The following is a 22,336-nucleotide window of genomic DNA, read 5'->3' on the forward strand; positions in this document are numbered from 1 at the left end:
TCCAACTCCGTCTAACAATTTATTGAGCCACCGCGCTTATTTGAGCAGCAGCGCGCCTTCGATCGGCACGTAGCGGCTGGCCGCGCGTATCAGTGAGTTGGCCGTTAGCCCCGGCACGCCGTAGGCCACGGCTTCGACGCCATGCTTTTGGATGATGCGGTCGAGCAGCATGTCGAAATCACCGTCGCCGGAGGCCAGCACCACTTCGTCGACGTGGTCGGCGGCGTCCATGATGTCGAGGGTGATGCCCACGTCCCAGTCGCCCTTGGCCGAGCCGTCGGCGCGCTGAATGTACGGTTTGAGTTTTACCGTAAAGCCCAGGTTGCGCAGGATCTGCTGGAATTGCTGCTGCTTGCTGTCGCCACGGTCGATGGCATAGGCATAGGCCTCGACGATCTGGCCGCGCGAACTGATGTCAGCCCACAGGGCCGCATAGTTGAAGTGGCAGCCGTAGGCCTGGCGCACGGTGTAGTAGAGGTTTTGTACATCGGCGAACACCGCAATTTTCTTCACCGCACTTCCTCATGACAGCCAGGCGCCAGCGCCCGGAAAGGCGCCAGTATGCCAGCCATGGGAAAGTTTCAGCGAAAAATCAGCCCGGGGCGACGAAGCGCCCCGGTTGAGTGCGGGTCAGACGAAGGAATCGTCGTCGCCAAAAGAGGAGGAATCGTCGGCATAGTCGTTGTCGGCGAAGCTGTCGGAGTTGTCGCTGCCCCAATTGTCATTGCCGGCAAACTGCTGGTCATCGTTGCCGCCGCTGCTGTTGTCACTGGCGGGCGCCGGCTCTTCGCGGATGATTTCTTCCACCACTTGCGGCTGTTGCGAGTTGTGGTTGAACAAGCTGCTGATGCCTTCGGCTAGCATCACACCACCGGCCACGCCAGCGGCGGTTTTCAGCGCGCCACCGAGGAAGCCGCTGCCAATGGGCGCTGCGGGTGGTTGCTGGTAATTCTGCTGCGGGGCGCCGTAGTTCTGCTGCTGCGGCGCAGGCTGGCCAAACTGAGGCCGCGCCGGTTCACGCCAGCCACCCGATGAAGGCGGAGCGCTTTGTGCGGGCTGCGAATCGCGAGAACCGCCGCCGCCAAAGATGCTCGACAGAAACCCGCCGCTGCTCGGTGCAGGCTGCGCAGTTTGTGATTTGGCCTGCTGCAACTCGTCCTGCAACTGCTGGATCTGCTGCGCCTGTTGCTTATTCTGCGCGTCGAGGCTTTTGATCGCGTGCTCTTGCACCAGGATCGACTGGGTCATGTAATACCCGGCGGCCGGTTGGCGAGTCATGTGCTCCTTGATCCGCGCTTCGGCCAGGGCGTCGCGGGGGGCTGAGTCCGTTTCGGCTTGCTGCAACCGTGAAAACAGTCCGTCGATCAGGGTTTGCTCTTCGCTGTTCATGGCGACCTCGTTAGATTGCCGGTAAAAATCATGGGCCCGCCTGTACTCAAGCGAGCTACGCGCTAGTTATGGGGCTGTTACCAGACGTTTCAATGGTCTTTACGCAAGGTTTACGTTTGCTTACGGCTAGTCATGATCGGTTAAAGTGTGGGCCTTGCTTTTAGGCCTGTGATGAACCTGATGAATCCGTTAGACGTATTGCGCGACTCCTTCCGTTTCACCCAACGCAACCTGGGCGCCATCGTCCAGCTGTGCCTGCCGTTGGTGATCCTCGAAGCCCTGCTGCAGCAAGTGCTCGACCACACGCTGGGCCCGGATGCCTTCCCCGGTTACAGCGTCATCGTGGGGTTGTTGGTGTACCCACTGTACACCGGCGCGCTGATCCTGTTTCTCGATGCACGTACCCGTGGCGAGTCGCCAAGCACTAAAGCTGTGTGGGCCATGGCCTTGGCCCTGTGGCCACGTTACGCCCTGCTGACGGCACTCAGCACGTTGCTGATCCTGTTGGGCCTGTCGCTGTATTTCCTGCCGGGCCTGTGGCTGATGGTGGTGCTGGCGTTTGCCGAATACCTATTGGTGCTGCGCGGCATGCCGGCGCTGGAGGCAATGAAGGAAAGCTTTCGCCTGACCCGTGGGCATTTCTGGCGAATCCTGGTGTGCCTGCTGTGCGTGATGACGCCACTGTGGCTGCTCAAAGGCGCCAGCGTAGCGGCCTACCCTGATCCTGCGCCGCTGCTGGGCGTACTGATCGACAGCGCCCACAGCTTCCTGCAACTGTTTACCAGCGTGGTGCTATTCCGTTTATTCATGCTGATCGGTGGCGATGCCGACGCGCGGTGATATGCTCCTGCCACTCCTGAAACGCCATAAGCCGAGCCGATGACCCGTTTATTGCGCATCACCCTGTTTAGCCTGTTGATCATCGCGGCCCTGCTCACGGCCCTGATCTACAGCCTGACCTGGCGCCCCGCCGACAAAGAAACCCTGCCCGTGAGCTGCGTCGCGCCCCGTGCGCCGACCTTGCTGCCCGGGCAGGCGCTCAAGGTCATGACCTGGAACGTGCAATACCTGGCCGGCAAGAACTACGTGTTCTGGTACGACACCGCCAACGGCAGCGGCCCGGACGACCGCCCCACCGTGGAAGACATGGCCTCAAGCCTGGACGAAGTGGCGCGGGTGATCCGCGACGAACAACCCGACATCCTGCTGTTGCAGGAGCTCGACGAAAACGCCAAACCGTCGCATTACCAGGACCAAATCGCACTGCTGCAGGAACGCCTGGTCGACCTCTACCCGTGCAGCGCCCAGGCCTTCGACTGGAAAGCCGACTTTGTGCCAGACCTGCATATCTTCGGCAGCGTCGGCCGCAAATTGGTGACCCTCAGCCGCTACCAGATCGAACACGCCGAACGCCTGCAACTGCCCTCGTCCCCGGCCAACTTCATCAGCCGCCAGTTCCAACCCAAGCCTGCCTTGTTGCTGACCTACCTGCCACTGAGCGATGGCGGCCAACTGGCCGTGCTCAATACCCGCCTGGATGGCGACGTGCCGGGGCGCTCAGCAGTGCAGGAGCAAGCGAAGGCCACGGTGAAGTTGCTGGACAAGTTCGAAGGCCGTGGCACGCCCTGGCTGATCGGCGGGAGTTTCAACTTGCTGCCACTGGGGCAGTTCCTGCGCCTGGATGCCAGTAAGCGCGGGCAGTATTCGCCGGACAGTGAGCTGCATTTGTTGTGGGATAAATACCCGATGATCCCGAGTAACAGTGAGTCCAGCGGGATTGACCGTGAGAAATGGCTGACGAACTTCCCGAATGACCCGAGCCTGGAAGGCCCGGATCGTACGTTGGATTACCTGTTTTACAGCCCACGGATCAAGCGGGTGGAGGCGAAGGTGCGGCAGGCGGATACGTTGCGTATCTCCAATCATTTGCCGGTGATTGCGCGGTTTCTGCTGCCGGCTGCGCAATAACCAACACCACAAAATCTATGTAGGAGCTGGCTTGTGTGGGAGCTGGCTTGCCTGCGATAGCATCGCCGCGGTGTAACTGAAAAACCGCATCGTCTGCATCGCAGGCAAGCCAGCTCCCACAGTTGTTCTTTGTCGTGGCTATTTGCGGGGTTTGATCCTCGCCGTCGCCTCCGCCACCAACGGGTCATCCGGCCAATAATGCTTCGGATACCGCCCCTTCAAATCCTTCTTCACCTCGGCATACGTGCTGCGCCAGAAGTTTGCCAGATCCTGCGTCACCTGCACCGGCCGTCGCGCCGGGGACAGCAGGTGCAACTTCACCACCTGACGCCCACCGGCAATACGCGGCGTGTCCGCCAGCCCGAACAATTCCTGCAAGCGCACCGCCAGAATCGGCGGCTGCTCGCTGTAGTCCAGGCGCACCGAGGAGCCAGACGGCACTTTCACATGCTGCGGCGCCAGCTCATCAAGGCGCTGGGGCAGCGGCCACGGCAGCAGGTTGTGCAGGAAACTGGAGATATCCAGGTTGGCGAAATGGCTCAGGCGCGAGACTTTGCCCAAGTAGGGCATCAGCCAGTGCTCCAGGCTGGCGAGCAAGGCTTTGTCGCTGATATCTGGCCATTCGCTGGTTTTGCCGGCGTCCAGCTGGCGCAGCAGCATGACGCGGGCCTGCCATTGGCGCAGTTCAGGCGTCCACGGCAGCAGCTCCAGGCCTTTGCGGCGCACCAGGTTCACCAGCGCCTGGCTGCGTGCGGACTCGTCCAGCCCAGTCAATGGTTCACGGCTCAGCACCAGTTCGCCGACTTTGCGCTGGCGTTCAGCGCGCAGTACGCCTTCACGCTCATCCCAGTCCAATTGGTCGACATTGCGCACCTGCTCGGCGAGTACGTTATCGAACAACGCTGGATCAAAATCAGCCGCGAGGTAGATGCGTTCTTCGCGCTGGCCCTGGCGGCTGCCGAGGTCGGCGATGACCAACCAGGGTTGTTTCATCAGGCTGTCGGCCTCGGCGAACAGCGCGGCGCGGCCGTTGGCCAGGCGGTATTCGGCGCCACCGGGGCGACGTTGCTGGGCGACGCGGTCCGGGTAGGCCAGCGCCAGCAAGGCGCCGAGCCAGCGTGGGTGGTCCGGGTCGGCGACGGACTGAGTCGCGTGACCTCTTAAATAGCCACGGTATTGCCGAGCCAGTTGCTTGGCTCGTTGCACGCCACCTTGGGTGCCACGCGCGCGTTCTTCGCCGGACATCAGCGCCAAGCGGCTGTGCAAATCCGCGCCGCCGCCACGCATGATGTCGCGCTCACCCAACAACGCGGCGACATCACAGGCAGTCGCCGCCAGCCCCAAGTCCTGCCCGCGCAGCAACAGGTGGGCAATACGCGGATGCGCTGGCAACTCGGCCATCTTCTGGCCATGGGCTGTGAGTTTGTCGTCATTCAAAGCGCCGAGGCGCACCAGCAAATCCTGGGCCTGGGCATACGCGGCAGTCGGCGGCACGTCCAGCCACACCAGCTGCGTGGGCGTGACGCCCCAGCGCGCCAGTTGCAAGGCCAACCCAGCGAGGTCGGCGGCGAGGATTTCCGCGCTGCCGTAGGCCGCCAAGCCTTCATGTTGGTCCTCGGACCACAACCGATAACACACGCCGGGCTCCAGGCGCCCTGCCCGACCGGCGCGCTGGGTGGCGCTGGCGCGAGAGATACGCTGAGTGTCGAGGCGGGTCATGCCGCTGCCGGGGTCGAAACGCGGCACCCGCGCTAACCCGGCGTCGATGACCACGCGCACGCCATTGATGGTCAGGCTGGTCTCGGCGATGTTGGTGGCCAGCACCACTTTGCGTTTGCCGGCCGGTGCCGGGTCGATGGCGGCGCGTTGCGCATTGAGGTCCAACTCGCCATGCAACGGGCACAGCAGCACATCGGGGCGATCACCCAAGGCGTCGACCAACTGCTGGTTAACGCGGCGAATCTCCGCCTGCCCGGGCAGAAACACCAGAATGCTGCCGGTCTCGTCATGCACGGCGTCGAGGATAGTTTGCACTACGCGCGGCTCGATAAATTCACCGGCCTGATACGGCCGGCCCCAGCGCATCTGCACCGGGAACATGCGCCCTTCGCTGCGCAAAATCGGCGCGTCATCCAGCAGGCCGGACAGGCGCTCGCCTTCGAGGGTGGCGGACATCAGCAGGATTTTCAGCGGTTGTTCATCGCGAAACAGGTCGCGGCCGTTGAGGCTCAGGGCCAGCGCCAGGTCGGCGTCGAGGCTGCGCTCGTGGAACTCGTCGAAGATCAACAGGCCCACGCCGTCCAACGCCGGGTCGTCCTGCAAGCGGCGGGTGAGGATGCCTTCGGTGACCACTTCGATGCGCGTGTTGGGGCCGACCTTGCTGTCGAGGCGGATGCGATAACCGACGGTTTCACCGACCTTTTCACCCAGCTCACTGGCCAGGCGTTCGGCGGCGGCGCGTGCGGCCAGGCGGCGAGGTTCGAGCATCAGGATGGTCTGCCCGGCCAGCCACGGCTCGTTTAATAAGGCCAAGGGCACGCGGGTGGTTTTACCGGCGCCAGGCGGCGCTTCCAGCACGGCTTCATGGCGAATCGCCAAGGCGTCACGCAAGGCGGGTAAAACATCATCGATTGGCAACGAATTCATACTGGCTCCAAAGCAGAGCGGCGAGTATAACGGCGAACTGCCGGATGCCGGTGTTGGTCTCAACACCTGCACCGGCTTGGGCTGTGAATGCAGTCAACGGTGGGAGCTGGCATGCCTGCGATAGCGGTGGGTCAGCCAGCCAATGTGGCACTGATACACCGCTATCGCAGGCAAGCCAGCTCCCACATTAGAGCGGCGACGCTCCACAGAATTGTCATATAGTCCCGTATCAACCGTGTTCAGGAGATTTTCATGCGTATCGCTTCCCGTGTCATCGGCGGTGTCCTCGCCGTCAGCCTGCTGAGCCAACTGACCGCCTGCGGTTCGATTTTCTACCCGGACCGCCGGGGCCAGATCGACGGCAAGATCGACCCGACCATTGCCGTGCTCGACGCCGTGGGCCTGCTGTTCTATGTGATCCCGGGCCTGATCGCGTTTGGCGTGGACTTCGCCACCGGCGCCATCTATTTCGAGCCGGGCAAGACCGCCCAAGTCGCCCCCGAGAAACTGCGCGAAGCCATCGGCGCCGACGGCAAAGTCGACAACGCCAAGCTGCAAACCATCATCCAGAAGGAAACCGGCCGCACCCTGCCGCTGGACGACCCGCGCATGATCCAGTTCAAGGGCAGCGTGCAACAACTCGCGTCCCTGGGCCTGCAACCTGCCGCTTAAGGACCGTTTATGACCAGTCCCGAACACGCCAGGCTCTTGCGCCTGGCCACCCGCGCCTCCGTGGGCGTGGCCTCTGCGCTGATTGTCACCAAGGCCATCGCCTGGTGGCTCAGTGGCTCGGTGAGCATGCTCGCCGGGTTGACCGACTCGCTGCTCGACGGCGTGACCTCGCTGCTGAATTTGCTCGCGGTGCATTACGCGCTGCGCCCGGCTGATGATGACCACCGCTATGGGCATGGCAAGGCTGAATCACTGGCAGGCATGGCCCAGGCGCTGTTTATCGCCGGCAGTGCGGCGTTGATCGCGTACCAGGCGTACCAACGTTTGCAGCATCCGGAACCGGTCGGCGCGCCGTGGCTGAGCATCGGTGTGATTGTGTTTTCGCTGGTGATGACCGTGGCGCTGCTGATGCTGCAACACCGGGTGATCCGCGAAACCGGCTCCAACGCGGTGCGCGCGGACTCGCTGCATTACCGCTCGGATTTGCTGCTCAACGGCAGCATCCTGATAGCGCTGGTGTTGGCAGCGTTTGGTTTCCATCAGGTGGACCCATGGTTCGGCCTGGGGATTGCCGCCTACATCCTATGGAGCGCCATCCAGATCGCCCGGGAAAGCTTTGCGGTGTTGATGGATGAGGAGCTGCCGCCGGACGTGAGCCAGCACATGCTCGAACTGGCGCAGAGTGTGCCGGGCGTGTTGGGTGCGCATGATTTGCGCACGCGCATTTCCGGCAGCCACTGGTTTGTGCAGTTGCACCTGGAATTGCCGGGGGAATTGTCGCTGTCAGTGGCCCACGGCATCAGCGATCAGGCCGCCGATGCCATTCACAAGGCCTACCCGCGCGCCGAAGTGCTGGTGCATGCGGATCCTGCGGATCAGCCACAAGGGGCAAGCGATAAGCCTCAAGCATGAAGCTGAGAGCTTGAGGCCAGCCGCTGCCCTATTGCACCTGATACCCACGACTGGTGAGGCAGTTGCCCTGGGCCTGACGGTAGGTTTGCACCACCGCAGGGTCCGGGGCGTAGGTGACGGTGCGTGGGTCGAAACCACTTTGTTGCACCGCCCAGCGATAACAATCGTAGCCGTCCTGCTGCACTTGAGCCGGTGATTGGCCGTTGGCCGGGTAGGCCACTACGTCATAACCGTTGCCTTGCGGCGCGGGCTGGGGCGTCGGCACTTCTGTTGGTGGTTGCACCACTACGTACTGCTGAGTGGCGTTTTCATAGGTGTAATACGAACCGGCCGCGAGGAAGAACAGCGCGCTGCCCACCCACACTTCCCGCGCGTAGTCGGGCAGGTATTGCACGCGGATGCCGTATGGCGGCGTCACCACCTCATAGCGCGGGCCTTGCGGGCGATACCAGTAGCCGCCGGAAAAGAAATAATCCTGGCCACGGTAAGGCACGCGGTAATTGCGGTCGGGGAAACGGTCGACCATGTAGCCCGGACGGTATTGCGGGCCAGGGCCCCAGCCATTGCCATGCCCATTCGGGCGACCTGGCCAGTGGTTGTCATTGGGGTGGCCATTGTTGAAGCCGCCACCGTTATTACCCGGGCGCGAACCTGGGCCGCCGGCCTCCCAATGCGGGTTGCCGTCGTTGCGTCGCGGGATGTCGCGGTAGTAACCCTGGCGCGGTTCTTGGGTCTGGCGCACGGTGTCCGGGCGCCCTTGGATCGGCAGGTTATTCGCAGGCGCAGGCGCTGGCCGAGTCTGCTCGGCACCTTGCGGGCGGCCTTGCCACTGCCCGCCGCCGTGCGGCTGTTGCTCGGCGCGATCAACGTGCTGGTTCTGCGGGCGCGGCGGGTTGTTTTCCGGGCGCGGTTGATTGTTCTGCGGCCGTGATTGGTTATTTTGCGGGCGCGGCTGTTCGCTACCTTGCCGTCCGCCTTCGGGACCTCTTTCATGCTGACCGCCCCCTTCAGAGCGCGGGTCGTCGGCCAATACTTGCGTGCCGACGCTCATCATCAGCAAACCTACACCTGCCATACGCCAGATGCGCTTCATGCTATTCCTCACTGCGGATAAGGGCCTAGAACGTCCGGCCTCATAGATGAGACTGGAAAAGCCCCGCCCGGTTCTGAGAGAGGTTATCAGTCACGAGCGTTATTTTCGTAGGTAAAAAACGCACACAAAAGAAAAGGGGTGACCCGTCGGCCACCCCTTGAGAATTTCGTCCGTGCTCAACGCTTTTGACGTTGGCTCACCTCACGCCGTCTTGTGGACAATGTGCAGCCTGGAGGCCGGCTCAACCCTGTTGGGGCGGCGGCCGCAGCGGGCCTGATTGGGCTCGCTGTAAGTGGACTGTTGTCCAGGCGGTGATTCTGTTGGTAATCATAGGCTCGGCGTGCCGGCAGATGATTGCGAAGATTGCGTCAATAAACAGTGCTTGCGCAATTTTTAACCCTTCATAGATAATTCACCGCAATAGTTACGACAAAGGCCAACCCAATGAGCAAGCTTGACCGATACGATCTGAGTATTTTGGCGGAATTGCAGCGCGACGCGAGGATCTCCAACCAGGAGTTGGCCGAGCGCATCGGCCTGTCGCCGTCGCCCTGCTCACGCCGGGTCAAGCAGTTGGAAGACGACGGCTACATCGCGCGCCAGGTCGCCTTGCTCGACCGCAAGATGCTCGGCCTGAGCCTCACGGCTTATGTGCTGATCGGCATGGACCGCCACACACCCGAGCGTTTCGAGAACTTCGAGGCCGCCATCCGCACCCTGCCGCAAGTGCTGGAGTGCAGTTTGGTGACCGGGATGGATGCTGACTATCAGTTGAAAGTGGTGGTGCCGGACATGGACCACTACCAGAAACTGCTGCTGGGGCATTTGACCCGTATTGAAGGCGTGACCAGCGTGCGCTCGAGCTTTGTGCTCAACCAGGTGCTCAACAGCACCGAGCTGCCGCTGACGCACCTGCGGACCTGATCTCAAGAGCACTGAAGATCAACTGTGGGAGCTGGCTTGCCTGCGATGTAGACAACTCGGGGTGTCAGCCAGCCCCAGTTGATGCCATCGCAGCGGTGCGGCGATCCGACAAGCCAGCTCCCACATTGACCGCGTCAAGACCCAGGTCAATGTTGCGTCTGTGACGCTGCCGTATACTTGCCCGCCTGCCTTTGTCGGAAAAAACCCATGAACAACATCGACCCCGCCCTGTTTGAAGAATGGATGATGACCGGCCTGGTCACCCTCCTGATCATTTTCATGGGCTTTATCGTCTGGGACCTGGCGAAGAAATCCAAAGCCGGGCGCTTTGGCTCGTTCATCCTGTTCTTCGTGCTGGGCCTGGGCGTGGCCGCGTTCATCATCAAGAGCGTGGTGATCGGCCTGATCGAGTCCGGCGCCCTATAACCGCGCCGGCACTTCCTTCCATTGGCCTTGGTCCAGGCCATCAATCGACCAGTCACCAATTCGCACGCGCACCAGACGCAAGGTCGGTAAACCCACCGCCGCCGTCATGCGCCGTACTTGGCGGTTACGCCCCTCACGAATCACCAACTCCAGCCAATGCGTCGGCACACTTTTGCGAAAGCGCACCGGCGGGTTGCGCGGCCACAACTCAGGCTCATCCAACTGCCGGGCTTGCGCGGGCAAGGTCATGCCGTCGTTAAGCTCCACGCCGTCACGCAGGCGTTGCAGTTGCTCTTCGCTCGGCTCGCCTTCGACTTGCACCCAGTAGGTTTTCGCCAGTTTGTGCTTGGGGTCGGCAATCCGCGCCTGTAGCTGGCCGTCGTTGGTCAGCAGCAACAAGCCTTCGCTGTCACGGTCCAGGCGGCCGGCCGGGTAAATGCCGGGGATGTCGATAAAGTCCTTGAGGGTCGCGCGCCCGCCTTCGTCGCTGAACTGGGTCAGCACGTCGAAGGGTTTATTGAACAGGACCAATTTCGGCTCGGCCGGAGGCGCCTTGGCAACGCGACGCGCGGCAGAATGCGGAGGTTTCACGCCAGGGCGGCGCGAATCGGGACGGGTGGGACGGGACATGGCAAAGGAACATCTAACGGTCAGGACCGACAATGCTAGTGGCCTGACCGCTAAATAACCATCCCAACCGCTTAGCGGAACGGCGGCTCGTCGAAGCTGCGCAGTTTGCGCGAGTGCAGCGAGTTGAGTTCGGTGCGCAACAAATCCACCGCCTCGATGCCGATCTTCAAGTGCTGGCTGACCGCACGCTCATAGAACGCGTTGGCCGAACCCGGCAGCTTGATCTCGCTGTGCAGCGGTTTGTCCGATACGCACAACAAGGTGCCGTACGGCACGCGCAGGCGGTAACCCTGGGCGGCGATGGTGCCGCTTTCCATGTCCACGGCCACGGCACGGGACAGGTTGATCAGCGGGCGTTCCTGGGCCCAACGCAGTTCCCAGTTACGGTCGTCGTAGGTCAACACAGTGCCGGTGCGCAGGCGCTTTTTCAGCTCTTCGCCTTTTTCGCCGGTGACGTTGGCCGCCGCTTGCTGCAAGGCCATCTGCACTTCGGCCAGGGCCGGGATCGGGATGTTCGGCGGCACTACGCGGTCGAGAATCCCGTCGCGGCGCATGTAGGCGTGGGCCAATACATAGTCGCCGATGGTCTGGGATTGGCGCAGGCCGCCACAGTGGCCGATCATCAGCCAGCAATGCGGGCGCAGCACGGCCAGGTGGTCGGTGATGTTCTTGGCGTTGGACGGGCCGACGCCAATATTCACCAGTGTCACGCCGTGGCCGTCGGTGGCCTGCAGGTGGTAGGCCGGCATCTGGTAACGGTGCCAGACCACACCGGCAGCAATCGCCGAGGCTTCGCCGTGGTCCATGCTTTTGTCGATGATCACGTTGCCCGGCAGCACCATGCGGATAAACCGTGGGTCACTGCGCAACTGCTCCAGGCCATGCAAGATGAACTGGTCGACATAGCGGTGGTAGTTGGTCAGCAAAATCCAAGGCTGCACATGGCGCCAGTCGCTGCCGGTGTAGTGCACCAGGCGGCGCAGGGAAAAGTCCACGCGGGCCGCATCGAACAGCGCGAGCGGCAGCGGGTCGGTGTTTTCCCAGTCGTAGAGGCCATCGGCAATGCCGTCGGTGGCGGCGGACAGGTCGGTGCTGGGGAACACGCGGGCCAGGGTCGCGGCGGTCACGCCGGAACCGGCCAGTTCGTCGCCCTGCTCCACCACGTACGGGTACGGGATATTCTGTTGGCTCACGCCGACTTCCACCGTCACGGTGAAGTCGTGCATCAGCGGCACCAGTTGCTCCAGCAGATACTTACGGAACGCGGCCGGATGAGTGACGGTGACGCTGTAGGTGCCCGGCAATTGGACCTTGGCATACGCCCGAGTGGTCTGTGGGACTTCGCCGTGGCAGTGGTAGGTCAGGCGCAGCTCCGGGTAGCGAAACAGTGCGCGTTGTGCGGCATCAGGTTCGACGCGGTCCTTGAGGTATTGCTTGAGGGCTTGATTGAGCGCGCCGGTAGCACGCTCATGAAGAGCCGCCAGCCGGTCCACGGCTTCTTCGGCGGTTTGAACGACAACAAAAGCTTCGGTCACGGTAAGCATCCTGTGTTCTGACTTGCAGGCCTTTATCTTGCCTGTATCCCGGCCAGACGCAAACTTTGAATTGGAGTACTTATCTCAAGAGGCGTGCAATCCCTGTGGGAGCCGGGCTTGCCCGCGATGGCGGTGGGTCATTGATACATCTGGGGGCTGGCACACCGCTATCGCAGGCAAACCAGCTCCCACATTTTGAACCGTGTTTATTCAGAAATATGGGGCGTGGAACGGGCGACGATCGCCTCCACATCCACACCACGCGGCAAGGTGCCATACACCCGGCCGGACGACTCACCCAAGCGGCTGGCAATAAACCCATCACTGACCGCCGCGTTCCCGGCCTCCAGCAACAACTTGGCCTGCAACGCCACGGCAATATCCTCGGTCAGTTGCCGCGCGCGGTATTGAATATCCTGGGTATCCATAAACGCCGACTTAAGCTGCTCGATATGCCGCGCCAGTTGCTTGTCGCCCTGCCCATCGCCCAGTTCGACAAACAACGCCTCCAGCACACCCGGCTCTTTGGACAGCGCCCGCAGCACGTCCAGGCACTGCACATTGCCGGAGCCTTCCCACGTCGAATTCACCGGCGCCTCACGGTACAGGCGCGGCAGGATGCTGTCCTCTACATACCCGGCACCGCCCATGCACTCGGCGGCTTCGTTGATCATTGCCGGCGCGCGTTTGCAGATCCAATACTTGCCCACCGCCGTCACCAGCCGGGCGAATTTGGCTTCCTGCTCGTTATCGAGGTGATCCAGCGCACGGCCCATGCGCATGCTCAAGGCCAGGGACGCCTCGCTTTCCAGAGCCAGGTCGGCCAGTACGTTTTGCATCAGCGGCTGTTCGTTGAGAATGCGCCCGCCGACCAGGCGATGCGCACAATGATGGCTGGCCTGGGTCAGCGCCTGGCGCATCAAGGCGCTGGAGCCGACCATGCAGTCAAAGCGGGTCATGGCGACCATTTCGATAATGGTCGGCACGCCACGGCCTTCTTCGCCGATCATCCAGGCCAGCGCGCCGCGAAACTCCACTTCGCTGGAGGCGTTGGAGCAATTGCCGAGTTTGTTTTTCAGGCGCTGGATGTAGAACTCGTTGCGCGTGTCATCCGGGCGGTGCCGTGGCAGTAAGAAACAGGTCAGGCCTTTGTCGGTCTGCGCCAGCGTGAGGAACGCATCGCACATCGGCGCCGAGCAGAACCACTTGTGCCCCACCAGTTCATAGGCTTGCCCGGGGCCGCCCGTGCCCACGGGATAAGCACGGGTGGTGTTGGCGCGCACGTCGGTGCCGCCCTGTTTCTCGGTCATGGCCATGCCGATGGTGGCGCCAGCCTTGTGGGCGATGCCGACATTGCGCGGGTCGTATTCGGTAGTGAGGATTTTCGGCAGCCAAGTCTGCGCCAGATCCGGTTGCAGGCGCAGGGCCGGTACGCAGGCGAAAGTCATGGTCAGCGGGCAGCCGGTGCCGGCTTCGGCCTGGCTGTGCAGGTAAGTCATGGCGGCGCGGGCCACGTGGGCACCGGACTGCGGATGCGCCCACGGCAACGACGGCAGACCATGCTCAACGGCGGTGCGCATCAGGTCGTGGTAAGCCGGGTGAAACTCCACCCGATCGATGCGATGACCATAACGGTCATGGCTGTTGAACACCGGTTTATTCTGGTTCGCCAGGAACCCGGCCTCCATCAGCGGCCCACCCGCCAGCGCCCCATAAGCCTCGATACGCGCTTCGGCCCAGCCGGCGCCGAAGCGGCGCGACCAGTCTTGCAAGGGCAAGTCGATGCGGTACAGGTTAGTGCCGTCCAAGGACGGCGGCTGATTGGTGACGTCGTGGGTTTCGGCGAACGGGTGCAGGTTCATGACGGGGCTCCTGAAAAAAGGCCGCGTGCAGTTGAGGCCTGAATTTCAGTTAAGCACCGTCATCGGCGTTAAAAAAGTGGCATAGCCGCCTAAAGCTCGGCGCTTTCGCCCTCGAGCGGGCACAGCAAGCGCCGCTCCAGCACGGCTTGCAACGCGTCGAAACGCACGGGTTTGGCCAGCCGATCAGTGATGCCGATGCCATGGCAGCGCTCACGCTCCGACACATTCAGTGACGTACTCAGGGCGATCACCGGCAGTTCGCCACAGCCCGGCAACGCTCGTATCTGACAGCACAACGAGAAACCGCCTTCAGGCACATCCAACAACACCGCATCGAAGGGTTCACTCTGCAACATCGCCAGCGCGGACGGGCCGTTATCCACCGCTTTCACCCGGTAGCCCAACTTGAGCAACATGCCGCGCACTGCCAATTGGCCCACGCTGTTGTCGTCCACCAACAGCACCGTGCACTCGTGGGGCGCACGTTGCGTGAAGGGCCCGTGGGTCGCCGCCTTGGGCTCGGGCGGCACCGGGTTCACGCTCACCTCCAACTGGAAGCGGCTGCCCTTGCGCGGTTCGGAATGATGGGTCAGGCGCCCACCGAGCAGTTCGATCAGCTGCCGGCAAATCGCCAGGCCGATGCCCATGCCGCCATATTCGCGGGTGGTCGAGCCGTCGAGCTGGAAGAAGCGTTGGTACAGCGTGGCCTCGTCAAGGAAAGCAAAGCCGATCCCGCTGTCGGTCACGATAAAGCTCAGGCGCAAGCTGCCATCACTGTGTGGAACACCCACCACACGCACGCGCACGGCGCCTTTGTGGGTAAATTTGAAGGCGTTGTCGAGCAGGCAGTCCAGGCACTGGATCAGCTTGTCGGCGTCGCCGATCACCCGGTCCGGCAGTTCATCCGCCACGTCGATGGAAAACTCCAAGCCTTTGCTCTGCGCACTGGCGCTGAACTGCTGTCGCAAGGTGTCGAGGGCGCCACGCAGGCTGAACACTTGGGGTTGGGCGCTCAGGCGCCCGGCTTGCAGTTCGGTCAGGGTGAGAATCCCGTTGACCATGCGCATCATGTCCCGCGCCGAGCCGGCGGCGGTTTGCTGGTACTGCGCCAGGTCATCGTCCAGCGGCACGGTTTGCATCAGCTCCAAGGAGCCGATCACGCCGTTCATCGGGGTGCGCAATTCGTGGGTCAGGGTGGCGAGGAATTCGTCCTTGAGACGGTTACTGCGGGCCAATTGCTGGTTGAGCACTTCGAGCTTCTGGCTGGCGTCGAACAGGATCTGCGCCTGCTGCTCGCGCATGCCGTTGATGCGGTCGGCCAGGGCCAGGGACAGCAGCGCCACTTCAATCGCCGAGCCAAGCTGGCTGGCGTACATGGTGAGGAACATATTGGGCAAGTAGCCCAACACCATCAGGGTGTTGACCACCCCACCGAGCAGGAACGCCGACCAGGCGATGATGAAGTAGCGCGCCATACGCTGGCCGCAATACCAGGCCTTGATGGCGGCGACGAAGATGGTCACGGTAAACACCAGCGCCAAACCGGTGGCCAGGCGCAGGGCCACGGCGTAGCTGGTCAGCAGCGCCAACACCATCACCGCCGCGCCGCCGGCCGCCAGCGCCAGCAATATCCGGTCGAGCCAGCGGCTGTGCTGCGCGGTGTGCAGGAAGCTGCGCGCAAACAGGCTGCCAAACAGCGCCGCCGACCCGATCAGGAACGGCACCGCCGCATTCGCCCACCAGGGGTTGTTGGGCCAGAAGTACTCCACGGCCACGCCATTGACCGACAGTTGGTACAGGCCGAACGAGGCGATATAGAGGATGTAATACAGGTAGCTGGTGTCACGCACGCTCAGGTAGATGAACAGGTTGTAGACCAGCATCCCCAGCAACACACCGTAGATTGCGCCCAGCACATACAGGCGCAGCGGCTGCTCTTCCATGTAGGCCGTGGCAGACCAGAGCGTCAATGGAGCCTGAATCGAGCCTTGGCTTTGCAGGCGCAGGTACACCGTTTGATGCTGGTCGGGCACAAAGTTGAGCTTGAACAGGTAGTTGCTCTGGCGCACTTCACGGCTGGCAAACGGCAACGCGCTGCCGGTGCGGGTGGTCAGCCGGAAGTTGCCGGTGCCATCGTTCTGGTACAGGTCCAGCCGGTTCAGCGGTGGGTACGCCAGTTCCAGGAACCAGGTGCGCGGGGCGCGGGCCTCAGTGGCGGTGTAATGCAGGTCGACCTTGAGCCAGAACACCGAGCGCGAATAGCCGGCATTAAGGGTGGCTTTGTCATGGGTCCTGAATTGGGCGGCGTAAGCGGGGGAACTGACTTGGGCGATGGTGAGGGCGTCGGAGGGGTCTTCGAGCACTTGCATGACCCGGCCCAGCGGCAGGCTTCGAGTGCTCTGGTTGAACTCGACGGCGCCGGCGAGCATCGGCAGCCCGCACAATAATAAAATCAGCAAATAGCGCATAGAGCCCCAGCGTGGCCTGTCCGGTTATGTCAAATGCCCCCATTCCTTTTGAGAAGACGTATACCGGCGATACAGTAAGTTATTTGGATCCACTCTAGCATAGCCGTTGGAGGCCATTGGACACCATTGAAATAATTTTTTGAAAGGCTCTAGAACAAGGCTTTCAGCACGTTTATGAAGCAATACTCGATACTAGCCAACAGCCATAATCGCGCCTGAATAGCGGCGAAATTCAGCCTTCGCCAGACGGCCACGCCAAAAGCGTTTGGTGGTAAGCTCGCGCACCATGAATATCTACAGCTCTCGCCCTGTTGTTCTCTGTCTCTCCGGCCATGATCCCAGTGGTGGCGCCGGCTTGCAGGCAGATATCGAAGCCCTGCTCGCCCAAGGTTGTCATGCGGCCGCGGCCGTCACTGCCTTGACTGTGCAGAACACCGTCAATGTCAGCGATTTCCGCGTGCTCGACCGCGAGTGGGTAATGGCCCAGGCCAATGCCGTGCTCAGCGACTCCGAAGTCGCGGCGGTCAAGCTCGGCATGCTCGGCTCCACCGCGATGGTCGACACCGTGGTCGAACTGCTGCAGGCGCACCCGCACCTGCCGGTGGTATGCGACCCGGTGCTGCGGGCCGGCGGCGGTGGCAGCCTGGGCAAGGACGAAGTCGGCTATGCCATGCGCGAGCGGCTGTTGCCGTTGTCGTTGATCGCCACACCAAACCTGCCTGAAGCGCGCATCCTCGCCGAGTTGCCTGAAGGCACTGCGGACGAATGCGCCGAGAAGCTGCTGCCGTTCATCAAACACCTGCTGATCACTGGCGGCCACGGCGACGAGCATCAAGTGCACAACCGCCTGTACAGCCGCGACGGCACGCGCCAGACCTTTACCTGCCAGCGCCTGCCCGGCAGCTATCACGGCTCGGGCTGCACACTTGCCAGTGCACTGGCCGGGCGCATCGCCCAGGGCGAAGGCCTGGTCAGCGCCGTGCAATCCGCGCTCAACTACACGTGGCGCACCCTGCGTGACGCCGAACAACTCGGCCAGGGCCAATTCGTGCCGCGCCGTTTGCCGCTGGATTTCTGCTCTTAAACAGCAAAAGAGGCCTGCCCGATGAAACTACGTGGCCTGTACGCCATTACCGACAGCCAACTGTTGGCCGGCAAATTCCTCGCCTATGTCGAAGCGGCATTGGACGGCGGCGTGACCTTGCTGCAGTACCGCGATAAAAGCAGCGACGAAGCCCGCCGCCTGCGTGAAGCGGAAAAACTGCGCGAGCTGTGCTCGCGCTACAAAACTCAGCTTATTATCAATGACGACGCCGAACTGGCCGCGCGCCTGGGCGTCGGCGTGCACCTGGGCCAAACCGACGGCCCGCTGACCCCGGCCCGCGCTTTGCTCGGTTCCAAAGCGATCATCGGCGCCACCTGCCACAGCCAGATCGAACTGGCCGAACAAGCCGCCAAAGAAGGCGCCAGCTACGTTGCCTTTGGTCGCTTCTTTAATTCCAACACTAAGCCCGGCGCACCTGCCGCCACCGTTGAGATGCTGGCCCAGGCCCGCGCGCGCTTGCACTTGCCGATCTGCGTGATCGGCGGCGTCACCCTGGAGAACGCCGAACCACTGGTGGCCCACGGTGCCGACCTGCTCGCCGTGGTGCACGGCCTGTTTGGTGCCGACAGCACCCAGGAAGTCACGCGCCGCGCCCGCGCATTCAACGATCTTCTTAAAATTTCAGTTTAGAGAGCCCGACCATGTCCCGTTCCGAAACCCTGTTTGCCAATGCCCAGAAACACATCCCCGGCGGTGTGAATTCCCCCGTGCGTGCGTTCAAGAGCGTGGGCGGCACGCCGCTGTTCTTCAAGCATGCCGAAGGCGCCTACGTCACCGACGAGGATGACAAGCGCTACGTTGACTATGTCGGTTCCTGGGGCCCGATGATCCTCGGCCACAGCCACCCGGACGTGCTCGACGCGGTGCGTCAGCAGTTGCAACACGGCCTGTCCTACGGCGCACCGACCGCCATGGAAACCGAGATGGCCGATTTGGTGTGCTCGATCGTGCCGTCGATGGAAATGGTGCGCATGGTCAGCTCCGGCACCGAAGCGACCATGAGTGCAATTCGCTTGGCCCGTGGTTTTACCGGCCGCGACAGCATCATCAAGTTCGAAGGCTGCTACCACGGCCACTCCGACAGCCTGCTGGTGAAAGCCGGTTCCGGCGCACTGACCCAGGGCGTGCCAAGCTCGGCCGGCGTACCGGCGGCCTTCGCCAAGCACACCCTGACCCTGCCGTTCAACGACAGCGCCGCCGTCGAGCAGATGCTCAGCGAAGTCGGCCAAGAGGTGGCGTGCATCATCGTCGAGCCGGTGGCCGGCAACATGAACTGCGTACCGCCTGCACCGGGCTTCCTCGAAGCCCTGCGCGAACAGTGCGACAAGCATGGTGTGGTGTTGATTTTCGACGAAGTGATGACCGGTTTCCGTGTCGCCCTCGGTGGCGCCCAAGCTTACTACGGCGTCACGCCAGACCTGAGCACCTTCGGCAAGATCATCGGTGGCGGCATGCCAGTGGGCTGCTTCGGCGGCAAGCGCGAAATCATGCAGCACATCGCGCCACTGGGCCCGGTGTACCAGGCAGGCACCTTGTCGGGTAACCCACTGGCCATGGCCGCCGGCCTGACCACCCTGCGCCTGATCAGCCGCCCGGGCTTCCACGCCGAGCTGACCGACTACACCACTCGCCTGCTCGATGGCCTGCAACAGCGCGCCGATGCTGCCGGCATCCCGTTTGTCACCACCCAGGCCGGCGGTATGTTCGGCCTGTACTTCAGTGACGCCGACGATATCGTCACCTTTGATGACGTGATGGGCAGCGACGCGGACATGTTCAAACGCTTCTTCCACTTGATGCTGGAAGGCGGCGTTTACCTGGCGCCGAGCGCCTTCGAAGCCGGCTTCACCTCGATCGCCCATGGCGATGCAGAGTTGAAACTGACCCTGGATGCTGCCGAGCGCGCCTTCGCCGCCCTGAAATAAGCGACATAAAAATCTGACGTTGCCCTTGGTGGCGTCAGAATTTGCTACTTTGCTTACAGAGATTTCCTGCATTTTTCGAGAAATCGCCTGCAATCCGGCAGATAACTTGCCTAAGCAGCAGAAAAACGAGTAAAGACTTTGTAAGCAGGGGCCTGCTTATTTCATAATGCGCGCTTATTGGACCCCCGAGGGTCCGCGCGCCCCGTCAGAGGTAAGTCGATTCCCATGAAACGCACCGGCCGCACCCTGGTTCTGGGCTGCCTGTTGCTCCTTCAGCCGCTGTTGGCACATGCCCAAGCAGGCGGCAACTCGTTGTTAATCCCAGCGATGGGTCGTTGCACCCTCAATACCCAGCCAGACAGCCAGGCCGAAGCCCTGAGCGCGTGCCAGAAACAGGCCGACGGCGGGGATGCGCAGGCGCAATACGAGTTGGGCGAGTACTACCACGACGACAAAAACCCTGCCCAAGACCTCAACAAAGCCTTGAGCTACTTCGAGAAAGCTTCGTTGCAGGGCCATGCCCAGGCGCAATTCCAGCTGGGCACCATGTTCTTCAAAGGCGAAGGCGTGCCGGCCAATAACGTCCAGGCGTATATCGTGCTGAAGATGGCCGCGGTCAACGGTGCCGAAGATGCACTGGACACCGCCGACGAAGTCGCCGAGCACATGCAGCGCGATGAGTTGGAAGTGGCAACCCAGGTGCTGGGTCAGATCTTCCGCAATTACTTGCAGGAATTGCAGAGTGCGGATGGGCGTTCGCCGTTCTCGCCGCTGCCTTAAATTCTGCTAAACCCTTCTACCGCTGTCGCGGGCAAGCCCGGCTCCCACACTGAACGGCATTCCAACGGGTCGAATGTGTGAGCTGGCTTGCCTGCGATGGGCACACTTGGGTCTAACGCCCTACTTCTCAGGCATCGGCATCGGAAACGGCATCACATTGCTGGTGCCACGCGCTTCACTGATCTTCGGTGTGCCCAGGCGCTCAACTTCATCGATGCGCACAATCGAATGCATCGGCACAAAGCTGCGCACCACGCCTTCGAACTGCGCCTTGAGCTTTTCTTCGCCCGGGTCGACGACCAACTGGGTGCGCTCGCCAAAGACGAACTCTTCCACTTCCAGGAAGCCCCACAGATCACTTTGATAGATCTGCTTGGCGTACATTTCGAACACCTGGCCCTGGTTGAGGAAAATCACCTTATAGATTGGAGCTTCACGTTTGGTCATGGTGGGCGGATAACATCGGGGATATAAAAGAGGGCGCGAACTATAGCATGGCACCCGATGCACAACGCTAGGAACCAATGGGCATGCCCCCTATAATGCGCGGTTCTTTACCACCAGTTGATGATTCCCATGGCCAAGAAGCTTTACATCGAAACCCACGGTTGCCAGATGAACGAGTACGACAGCTCGCGCATGGTCGACCTGCTGGGCGAACACCAGGCCCTGGAAGTCACCGCCCGCGCCGAAGATGCCGACGTAATCCTGCTCAATACCTGCTCGATTCGTGAGCGGGCCCAGGACCGTGTGTACTCGCAGCTGGGCCGCTGGCGTGAACTGAAGCTGGCCAACCCGGACATGGTGATCGCCGTCGGCGGTTGCGTGGCCAGCCAGGAAGGTGCCGCGATCCGCGACCGCGCGCCCTATGTCGATGTGGTCTTCGGCCCGCAAACCCTGCACCGCCTGCCGGAAATGATCGACGCTGCGCGCGCCACCAAGCTGCCGCAGGTCGACGTGTCGTTCCCCGAAATCGAAAAATTCGACCATTTGCCCGAGCCACGCATCGACGGGCCGAGCGCTTATGTGTCGGTGATGGAAGGCTGCAGCAAGTACTGCACCTTCTGCGTGGTGCCCTACACCCGTGGTGAAGAAATCAGCCGACCGTTTGACGACGTGCTGGCGGAAATCATTCACCTGGCCGAAAACGGCGTGCGCGAAGTCACGCTGCTGGGCCAGAACGTCAACGGCTATCGCGGCCAGACCCACGACGGGCGCCTGGCCGACCTGGCGGAGCTGATCCGCGTGGTTGCCGCCGTTGATGGCATCGAGCGCATTCGCTACACCACCTCGCACCCGCTGGAGTTCTCCGACAGCCTGATCCAGGCCCACGCCGAAGTGCCGGAGCTGGTCAAACACCTGCACCTGCCGGTGCAGTCGGGCTCGGACCGCATTCTGTCGGCGATGAAACGCAACCACACGGCCCTGGAGTACAAATCCAAACTGCGCAAATTGCGCGCCGCGGTGCCGGGTATTTGCATCAGCTCGGACTTTATCGTCGGCTTCCCTGGGGAGACCGAGAAAGATTTCGAGCAGACCATGAAGCTGATCGAAGACGTCGGTTTCGACTTCTCCTACTCGTTCGTCTACAGCCAACGCCCGGGCACCCCGGCCGCCGACTTGGCGGATGACACCCCGGAAGCGCTGAAAAAAGAACGTTTGAATGCGCTGCAGCACCGCCTGAACCAGCAAGGCTTCGAAATCAGCCGACAAATGGTCGGTTCGATCCAACGCATCCTGGTCACCGACTACTCGAAAAAGGACCCGGGCGAGTTGCAAGGGCGTACCGAGAACAACCGGATCGTCAACTTCCGCTGCGACAACCCAACCCTGATCGGCCAGTTCGCCGATGTGCACATTGATGCGGCGCAACCGCACTCGTTGCGTGGGTCGTTGATCAACTGATCGCGGTGACCCGATGAAGATCAAAATGTGGTCGCTGGCTTGCCTGCGATAACGGTGGGCCAACTGATACAACGGGCACTGATACACCGCTATCGC

20 protein-coding genes are annotated in these 22,336 nt (G+C 62.0%); 11 read left to right on the plus strand and 9 right to left on the minus strand.

All coding sequences use genetic code 11. The annotated features are described in order from the left end of the window. Positions 1-36: 36 nt before the first annotated feature. Both K0P33_RS28275 and K0P33_RS28280 read right to left on the minus strand, forming a co-directional pair. Entirely contained in the window at positions 37-513 is a 477-nt protein-coding gene (locus K0P33_RS28275; RefSeq protein WP_083356641.1) for an NYN domain-containing protein, read from the minus strand. Positions 514-630: 117 nt separating this feature from the next. After that, positions 631-1,389: a DUF2076 domain-containing protein gene (locus K0P33_RS28280; protein ID WP_094953632.1), complete on the minus strand. Its 759-nt coding sequence runs from the start codon at positions 1,387-1,389 to the stop codon at positions 631-633. A 180-nt stretch (positions 1,390-1,569) separates the two neighbouring features. On the opposite strand from K0P33_RS28280, the gene K0P33_RS28285 reads away from it, so the two are divergent. Then, complete coding sequence (locus tag K0P33_RS28285) at positions 1,570-2,229, plus strand: YciC family protein (RefSeq protein ID WP_094953638.1); 660 nt, start codon at positions 1,570-1,572, stop codon at positions 2,227-2,229. A gap of 39 nt (positions 2,230-2,268) precedes the next feature. Next, on the plus strand, positions 2,269-3,357 hold the full coding sequence (locus K0P33_RS28290) for an endonuclease/exonuclease/phosphatase family protein (protein ID WP_242152839.1): 1,089 nt from the start codon (positions 2,269-2,271) through the stop codon (positions 3,355-3,357). Positions 3,358-3,495: 138 nt separating this feature from the next. Here K0P33_RS28290 and hrpB read toward each other — a convergent pair whose 3' ends face one another. Further along, a complete protein-coding gene (gene hrpB, locus K0P33_RS28295) occupies positions 3,496-6,003 on the minus strand; it encodes an ATP-dependent helicase HrpB (protein WP_094953630.1) in 2,508 nt (835 codons plus the stop codon). A 252-nt stretch (positions 6,004-6,255) separates the two neighbouring features. Between hrpB and K0P33_RS28300 the strand changes: the two genes are divergently transcribed. Then, positions 6,256-6,675 carry a polyribonucleotide nucleotidyltransferase gene (locus K0P33_RS28300; protein ID WP_094951276.1) on the plus strand — a complete coding sequence of 140 codons (420 nt, stop codon included), beginning with the start codon at positions 6,256-6,258 and terminating at the stop codon, positions 6,673-6,675. 9 nt (positions 6,676-6,684) lie between these two features. Next, complete coding sequence (locus K0P33_RS28305; protein WP_242152842.1) at positions 6,685-7,587, plus strand: cation diffusion facilitator family transporter; 903 nt, start codon at positions 6,685-6,687, stop codon at positions 7,585-7,587. A 28-nt stretch (positions 7,588-7,615) separates the two neighbouring features. Here the strand turns inward: K0P33_RS28305 and K0P33_RS28310 are convergent, their stop codons facing one another. After that, positions 7,616-8,680 (minus strand): DUF6515 family protein, encoded by a 1,065-nt coding sequence (locus K0P33_RS28310; protein ID WP_242152844.1) that lies wholly within the window; start codon positions 8,678-8,680, stop codon positions 7,616-7,618. Between the two features lie 444 nt (positions 8,681-9,124). Here K0P33_RS28310 and K0P33_RS28315 point away from each other — a divergent pair, with 444 nt between their 5' ends. After that, positions 9,125-9,604 (plus strand): Lrp/AsnC family transcriptional regulator, encoded by a 480-nt coding sequence (locus K0P33_RS28315; RefSeq protein ID WP_003194418.1) that lies wholly within the window; start codon positions 9,125-9,127, stop codon positions 9,602-9,604. A gap of 216 nt (positions 9,605-9,820) precedes the next feature. Next, positions 9,821-10,030 (plus strand): DUF2788 domain-containing protein, encoded by a 210-nt coding sequence (locus tag K0P33_RS28320; protein WP_025858220.1) that lies wholly within the window; start codon positions 9,821-9,823, stop codon positions 10,028-10,030. On the opposite strand, the gene K0P33_RS28325 is transcribed toward K0P33_RS28320, so the two are convergent. The 4 genes from K0P33_RS28325 to K0P33_RS28340 all read right to left on the minus strand — a co-directional run bounded on the left by K0P33_RS28325 (position 10,025) and on the right by K0P33_RS28340 (position 16,525). After that, the gene (locus K0P33_RS28325) at positions 10,025-10,660 is read right to left on the minus strand and encodes a pseudouridine synthase (RefSeq protein WP_242152848.1); all 636 of its coding nucleotides are present in this window, start codon (positions 10,658-10,660) and stop codon (positions 10,025-10,027) included. The two genes, K0P33_RS28320 and K0P33_RS28325, sit on opposite strands and share 6 nt — an antisense overlap. A 71-nt stretch (positions 10,661-10,731) precedes the next feature. Beyond that, positions 10,732-12,204: an AMP nucleosidase gene (gene amn, locus K0P33_RS28330; RefSeq protein ID WP_164487962.1), complete on the minus strand. Its 1,473-nt coding sequence runs from the start codon at positions 12,202-12,204 to the stop codon at positions 10,732-10,734. Positions 12,205-12,401: 197 nt separating this feature from the next. After that, entirely contained in the window at positions 12,402-14,057 is a 1,656-nt protein-coding gene (locus K0P33_RS28335; RefSeq protein ID WP_094951271.1) for an acyl-CoA dehydrogenase family protein, read from the minus strand. An 89-nt stretch (positions 14,058-14,146) separates the two neighbouring features. Then, the gene (locus K0P33_RS28340; RefSeq protein ID WP_094951270.1) at positions 14,147-16,525 is read right to left on the minus strand and encodes a hybrid sensor histidine kinase/response regulator; all 2,379 of its coding nucleotides are present in this window, start codon (positions 16,523-16,525) and stop codon (positions 14,147-14,149) included. 286 nt (positions 16,526-16,811) lie between these two features. Between K0P33_RS28340 and K0P33_RS28345 the strand changes: the two genes are divergently transcribed. From K0P33_RS28345 to K0P33_RS28360, 4 genes are all read left to right on the plus strand, one after another. Next, a complete protein-coding gene (locus K0P33_RS28345; protein WP_242152850.1) occupies positions 16,812-17,609 on the plus strand; it encodes a hydroxymethylpyrimidine/phosphomethylpyrimidine kinase in 798 nt (265 codons plus the stop codon). Between the two features lie 21 nt (positions 17,610-17,630). Further along, complete coding sequence (gene thiE, locus K0P33_RS28350) at positions 17,631-18,260, plus strand: thiamine phosphate synthase (RefSeq protein ID WP_242152853.1); 630 nt, start codon at positions 17,631-17,633, stop codon at positions 18,258-18,260. A gap of 11 nt (positions 18,261-18,271) precedes the next feature. Beyond that, positions 18,272-19,555: a glutamate-1-semialdehyde 2,1-aminomutase gene (gene hemL / locus K0P33_RS28355; RefSeq protein WP_094951267.1), complete on the plus strand. Its 1,284-nt coding sequence runs from the start codon at positions 18,272-18,274 to the stop codon at positions 19,553-19,555. A 225-nt stretch (positions 19,556-19,780) separates the two neighbouring features. Then, complete coding sequence (locus K0P33_RS28360) at positions 19,781-20,335, plus strand: tetratricopeptide repeat protein (protein WP_094951266.1); 555 nt, start codon at positions 19,781-19,783, stop codon at positions 20,333-20,335. Positions 20,336-20,455: 120 nt separating this feature from the next. Here the strand turns inward: K0P33_RS28360 and K0P33_RS28365 are convergent, their stop codons facing one another. Further along, positions 20,456-20,782 carry a DUF1820 family protein gene (locus tag K0P33_RS28365; protein WP_003194436.1) on the minus strand — a complete coding sequence of 109 codons (327 nt, stop codon included), beginning with the start codon at positions 20,780-20,782 and terminating at the stop codon, positions 20,456-20,458. Between the two features lie 129 nt (positions 20,783-20,911). Between K0P33_RS28365 and miaB the strand changes: the two genes are divergently transcribed. Next, the gene (miaB, locus tag K0P33_RS28370; protein WP_242152856.1) at positions 20,912-22,240 is read left to right on the plus strand and encodes a tRNA (N6-isopentenyl adenosine(37)-C2)-methylthiotransferase MiaB; all 1,329 of its coding nucleotides are present in this window, start codon (positions 20,912-20,914) and stop codon (positions 22,238-22,240) included. Positions 22,241-22,336: the final 96 nt, after the last annotated feature.

The sequence above is a fragment of the Pseudomonas sp. ArH3a genome, from assembly GCF_022648765.1.
In the GTDB taxonomy this organism is placed as follows: Bacteria; Pseudomonadota; Gammaproteobacteria; order Pseudomonadales; family Pseudomonadaceae; genus Aquipseudomonas.